At 38.6% G+C, this 1,296-nt stretch carries 2 protein-coding genes; one reads left to right on the forward strand and one right to left on the reverse strand.

What is annotated here, in order from left to right; genetic code table 11:
• Positions 1 to 26: 26 nt before the first annotated feature.
• Complete coding sequence (locus tag L979_RS15240) at positions 27 to 731, forward strand: N-acetylmuramoyl-L-alanine amidase (RefSeq protein WP_047692439.1); 705 nt, start codon at positions 27 to 29, stop codon at positions 729 to 731.
• Positions 732 to 844: 113 nt separating this feature from the next.
• Here L979_RS15240 and L979_RS15245 read toward each other — a convergent pair.
• Positions 845 to 1,296, reverse strand: a 452-nt coding sequence (locus tag L979_RS15245; RefSeq protein WP_081994443.1) for a transglycosylase SLT domain-containing protein, incomplete at its 5' end; no start/stop codon positions are given.

Here is a 1,296-nt window from a genome sequence, read left to right on the forward strand (position 1 = left end):
GAAGAACAAACGGAGGATAAAAAAGAATGAATATAACTAATGCTGGCGTTCGTGGGCATAATCCTACTGGGGTTGTGATTCACAATGACGCAGGCTCAAATGGTGCTAATGCTAGTTTCTACAATAATTGGCTACCTACGCACAACCCTGAAAATGGTTTTGCTCATGTTTACATTGGAAACGATGGCCGCTTACAGGCTTCTGACTTCTCTAATATGGCATGGCATTGCGCTAACTCATATGGTAATGCAAATTATGCCAGTTGGGAAGTGTGCCAATCAGAGGGAGATTTAAACCAATTCTTGAGAAATGAACAAGCAGTACTGGACGATGTAGCTAAGTACATGAAACAATGGGGACTAATTCCTAATCGTGATACTGTAAAGCTACATCAAGAACTTTCAAGTACAAGTTGCCCTAGACGGTCAGTAGAAGTCCATGGTGGCACTTTAGAGAGTTGTCGCTCATACTTTATCGCAGAACTAAATAAACGCCTTACAGGACAAACTGGAGGCTCTAACAATAACACAACAGAAAGTGGAGAAATCGAAATGTTCCTAATTAATTGCAAAGACACTAAAAATTGGTATGTATGTAACGGAGTTTCAGCACGACATATTAAAACAACACGTATGCTTGGAGGTTTCCAAGGTAAATTTGGAGTAATCAAGTTACCAGAAACTGTTATGTTCCAAGCCGAATTTGAAGCAGAGTACGGAAAAGTAAACTAAAAAAAGAACCTCACTTAATTGTGAGGTTTTCTTTTGTAATTGAGCATATTTTAAAGATGATATACCTACTTTCTATTATTTAATTTATTATATATTTACTAGCTGTTTTATATTTACCACGTTTCCCATGCTGTACCGCCTGAACCTTGGTATATACTTACTGCTTTGTCTAAATAATCCTGTGGACTTAAATTAGATACCTGCCCATGCACGCTTTGCATTATCTGTAATAGTCCCCAGCATGATAACTCATTTTCAACATAAGGGTTTCCGCTCGACTCCTTATAAATCACATCAAGCCATTTACTAGCACTTACTCCTGTCTTACTTGACATGTAATTCGCAGCTATTTCTGGGCTAACTTGTGACCAATCGCTTCCAATAACCGAGCTTGTAGTCTGTTGCGCAGGCTCTTCAATTTGAAGTCCAGCTTTTGAATTATCCGTATCTTGTGAGTCAGTATCATTTTGAATAATTGATTTTTCCCTGTCCCTCTCCCTAGCGTGATTAATAGCTTCTCTTCGTTGTTCTTCAAGTGCTTTCTCCTTAGCTTGCCTTATATGCT

The organism is Kocuria sp. ZOR0020 (assembly GCF_000800955.1).
Classification (GTDB): Bacteria; Actinomycetota; Actinomycetes; order Actinomycetales; family Micrococcaceae; genus Kocuria; species Kocuria subflava.

What these genes read in the sequence shown, in the direction of transcription:
- L979_RS15240 (WP_047692439.1), top strand. Translation starts at nt 27, where the DNA reads ATGAATATAACTAATGCTGGCGTTCGTGGGCATAATCCTACTGGGGTT.